Below are 4,223 nucleotides of genomic sequence, written 5' to 3' on the forward strand. Positions count from 1 at the left end.
TTTTCTATCTAGTCGATCCACAAGGAGTAAAACGAGGAAAGCTCTTCATAGACCGGTTCGGCACCGTATATTACGAGAGAATCGGAACAGACGTAACAGGTGACCAAACAGTGCCTGCCGAGTTTACGTTCGCCCAGGGTGAAGCCTTCGTTAACAGATTCTTCGAATCACATCCCGGCAGTAAGCCGATCGGTACTTTTTTCGCACAGACCGGGGCCTATAGAGAAAATATAAATATGCCTCCCGACGGACGCCATGTAACCTACCTGCTAAGATGGTTTCACCACGCGTATGGCTCAGTCTTTATCCAGGATGACGATATCGAAGTCAGTATCAGCAAGAACTATAAGGCCTCCTATTTCAGGCGCGGGCATGACTTTAAAGCATTCGGCGGCGACCAACAGTTGCTTACACCGGAAGAGTTGGCCGGGCAAATAGTCCACAAATACAAACCACTGTGGGAAAAACAACGGGGAAAGCTTTACAAGGAACTACTAGCAGGGAAAAAACCGGTCTCAATCGAGCTAAGGCAGCTCGTATATTATGATCCCAGACCCCGCGACCCTAAACAGTTTAACAACAAGACTATTATCTACCGCCCGGGTTGGATTGTGAAAGTAGGGGCCATATTAGGGCGCAAACCACCCGAAGACCCCAACGGCATAATAACGAGAGGCTTACCTTTTGTTGATATGCCGGCCTATATCAAAGTACCCACCCTAATCGTTGATGCTGTCAGCGGCGCTACATATAGAAGCAAACCAGCCAGTGAAGGCTTCAATTCTTTTTCACCATAACACCTGGCAGAAGCCTCCCGCTGCTAATTTCAGGCTCTAAAAAACATCGAGGTCGTAAAAAACGGGTACATTGGAAATGACTACGAACAATACACCGGGAGGTGACAGAAATGCAGAGGGAGCAAAGAGAGGCGAACAGATATCCGGCGCTCCTGACATATCGCGTACTTCTGCAGGTACTTGCGGCGATCATAATAATCGTAGGTGTTGTCTCGGCTATTGCGTATCCGTTTACGGTTTCAGCAGGTTTTCTTACGGATTTGGTCGCAATAGTAGGCATCCTACTTGGAGCTGCAATTCCGGCGCTGTTCCTATTGGCAGTCGCTGATCTTATTCTGGTTGCGGCAGATATAGAGTACAATACGTTCCAGGCTAGCCAACAAGTGAAAGCTGCTCCTACAATGCCGCCCGAAGAGCGTCGCGCTGCATAACGGTGCGCCGTTATTATTGGATATCTAAGAGAGACGAGCGTGACGGGGGAAGGTGGGCTTGGTCCCCCCTCCCCTCTATTACATGCGAGGCATTTCTATTGCAAACAAAAATCTCACCCAGTTTCACCTTTGCTTGCTTAATATCTATCGATTTTGGGTACGCATTAACAAAGCAAAGCTTTTCAAGGTAGGGTCAACTTGCCTTGAGAATAACAGGAAACGAAGATGATAGGTGAAACGATGAGCCAATTTTCTTTTACAATCGAGGTCGAGGACGATCACAAATTGGTCGTCAAACCGATCGGGTCACTTGATTTTCACACAGTGGGCATTCTTAAGCAGGCCCTTTATCCCTTGGCCGTAAATGAGGATGTCGTGGATATTACGTTCGATTACGCGGACGTGGATTACTCCGACAGCTCCGCCTTCGGACTCCTGCTCAAGCTCAGTAGGACGGTCGATGGGGAAGTGAGAGTAATCAACGTGCGCCCGTCTCTAAAAAGGCTCTTCCAGATGGCGGGGTTCGATACGCTTTTTTTTCAGGAGGGAGGGGGCGGCCCCGGGCCCGGCCCCCACGACCACGACCACATAGCATAACTATATAAATGCAAAGATTAACCCATGGCTGACAGTTTCGGCTGTGGGTTTCTAGTTTGTAAAATCCTGGGTTATCATGTAGCCGTACGGTCCCGCGTTTACGATTCCGATACCGATTTTCCCGAAGAGCGGTTCCAGAATACTCTCCCGGTGCCCCGGGCTTGCCATCAAACTGGAGTGGGCAAGGTCGACATCCTGCGAATATGCGATATTCTCCCCATCGGCCAGAAAGATAATCCCGGCCCTGATCAGCCTTTCATCCGGATAGCCGGCCGTCGGTGATTTATGGTCGAAGAAATTATTCCTTACCATATCCATACTGTGGGCGCGTGCCACATTTCGCAGTCGCGGGTCGAAGGCCAGCAGGCGCAATCCACGAACCCGCCGCTCTTGATTCACGAGAAGCAGCATATATACCTCGGAACCCGAATCAAACTCAACAGCCTGACGTCCAGGGATGTTCGGCTTCCACGCAGTGCCGCCCTCTTTATCATTCCTGGTAGTTAACGAGGCGATCGTATCTTCAATCGCCTTACCGGCAATTCGTTCCGCCTGGGGTTCAACGACGGCTGCGGCTTCGACGATCTGGTGGCCGAGCTTCGACGCGCCGATCATGGTTTTGGCGTAGGGGCTTATCGGAAACCAGCTCAATATCCCGAGGATTATGGTGAGCCAGATAATCCCACCTAAGGTTGTGGGTATGACCCCGGCGAGTCTGTCGAGTCTGCTAAGGTGATGGCGCGAAAGCGACAGGATAACAAACGGGTAGACGTATCGGGATAATAGCGCCTCTAGCAAGAAATGAAACGTTACGAAAAGGATAAGAAACGCGAGCAGGTTTGCGTAACTTCTCGGCAGGCCGTACGAGATATTTGCATAGGAGCTTAGCAAGGCGTAAGTCTTAGCCGCAAAAAAGAGCGATATAACGAAGCTGATGAGGGTAATGGACGAGATGAGAAAACCCTTCCAGTAGCCGTGCACCACCCAGGAGATCAGAAACACTATGATAACGACATCGGCCAAGTTAAATCCAAGCATGGCAGACCTTTAAGTGTGTATATCCTTATCTATTCGTCCTTATGTATTCCCGCTTTTTATTGTAAGACGTGGGGAAGACCGCAGAAAAAGCGAAAAACCCCGCCCGGTGTAGGGCGGGGTTTTTGGCTGGGAGGTATCTAAGGCCGCGTTCTGGCGCGGCCCTTAAGGCTCTGCCTTAAGCTTGATTATTAACTGTCGTGCGGGCGATTATCTCGTGAAGGTCGCCCTCCCGCAAGAGCAACAATCTGACCTGCTCCGCGGGGCGCGCGTAGCTCGCTTCGAGATCCTTTGGATCCTCGATCCTGTGGGTATCCAAAGCGATGATGATGTCGCCCTTTTCTACGCCTAGCTGATCTGCCAGGCCGTCCTTTGCAATATCGGTTACGAGTACGCCCGAGCTTGTTTGTCTGTCGGGGTTCTCGTCGTTGTCAAAAGCAAACTTCTGCCGTTTACCGGATATCCCGAATGGTACCGCTTCCTCGTCTTCCGCCAGGAAATTACCGAGTGCTTTTCTAATCGGGTCTATCTCAATCGCGAACCCAATATTCTGGGCCCCAAGGACCATCGCGGTCGTAATCCCGACGACTTCTCCCCGGGAGTTCAAGAGGGGTCCGCCGCTGTTTCCGGGATTGATCGAAGCATCCACCTGAATCAGGTTTCTCAGGTTAAAACCCCGGCTGACTTGCAATTCTCGGTGGGTCGCACTGATTACCCCCGCGGTTACGGTCCAGGTAAAGCCCAGAGGGTTGCCGATTGCGATAACCAGCTGCCCCGGCAACAGGTTCTTCGATGTGCCAAGCTTTACCGTCGGCAGGTTCTCGGCATCTATCCTGACGAGCGCAACATCATGCGCAGGGTCTCTGCCGACAACTTGTCCCTCGAAGCTGCGTCCGTCCGTCATGTGCACCATGACGGATGTGGTGTTGCTCACCACATGATTGTTCGTAAGAACAAGCCCGTTCTTGTTGATGATAATGCCCGACCCCGTGCCCTGGACGTATCCCTGCGAAAAAGGCCATGCGTTCTGCCGTACTCCAAAGCTTATATGAACGGTTGCCGGACCGGCCTTGGCGGCGGCGGTCGTCACTGCCGCGGAGTACGTGTCGAGCAGGCCGTTATCATTCGGTTTTAATTCTTTATCTATTTCAACGATATGTGTAAACTTATTCATCTCTCATCCCACCGTTCCGTATATCTTGAAGGAATCGCTCCAGGTAATTACCGAGCAGCTCCCGGTTGAGGGAGTAGTAGACGTGCTTTCCACGTTTCTTGGTCGTCACAACCCTGCACTGTCTCAAAATCTTGAAGTGATGCGACATCGCGGGCTGGCTAAGGTCGAATTGCTTTCGCAACAACTGAC

General features: G+C 51.2%; 6 protein-coding genes. 3 read left to right on the forward strand and 3 right to left on the reverse strand.

What is annotated here, in order from left to right; genetic code table 11:
* The 3 genes from ACYC56_RS12705 to ACYC56_RS12715 all read left to right on the forward strand — a co-directional run.
* A partial coding sequence (locus tag ACYC56_RS12705) for a hypothetical protein (RefSeq protein ID WP_461374546.1) occupies positions 1 to 797 on the forward strand: 797 nt, incomplete at its 5' end.
* Positions 798 to 907: 110 nt separating this feature from the next.
* Positions 908 to 1,228 carry a hypothetical protein gene (locus ACYC56_RS12710; protein WP_461374547.1) on the forward strand — a complete coding sequence of 107 codons (321 nt, stop codon included), beginning with the start codon at positions 908 to 910 and terminating at the stop codon, positions 1,226 to 1,228.
* A gap of 240 nt (positions 1,229 to 1,468) precedes the next feature.
* A complete protein-coding gene (locus ACYC56_RS12715) occupies positions 1,469 to 1,825 on the forward strand; it encodes an STAS domain-containing protein (protein WP_461374548.1) in 357 nt (118 codons plus the stop codon).
* A gap of 51 nt (positions 1,826 to 1,876) precedes the next feature.
* On the opposite strand, the gene ACYC56_RS12720 is transcribed toward ACYC56_RS12715, so the two are convergent.
* From ACYC56_RS12720 to ACYC56_RS12730, 3 genes are all read right to left on the reverse strand, one after another.
* Positions 1,877 to 2,863: a CvpA family protein gene (locus ACYC56_RS12720; RefSeq protein WP_461374549.1), complete on the reverse strand. Its 987-nt coding sequence runs from the start codon at positions 2,861 to 2,863 to the stop codon at positions 1,877 to 1,879.
* Positions 2,864 to 3,038: 175 nt separating this feature from the next.
* Complete coding sequence (locus ACYC56_RS12725; RefSeq protein ID WP_461374550.1) at positions 3,039 to 4,034, reverse strand: S1C family serine protease; 996 nt, start codon at positions 4,032 to 4,034, stop codon at positions 3,039 to 3,041.
* A partial coding sequence (locus tag ACYC56_RS12730) for an ArsR family transcriptional regulator (RefSeq protein ID WP_461374551.1) occupies positions 4,027 to 4,223 on the reverse strand: 197 nt, incomplete at its 5' end. The genes ACYC56_RS12730 and ACYC56_RS12725, both read right to left, overlap by 8 nt.

The sequence above is a fragment of the Candidatus Aquicultor sp. genome (assembly GCF_054640775.1).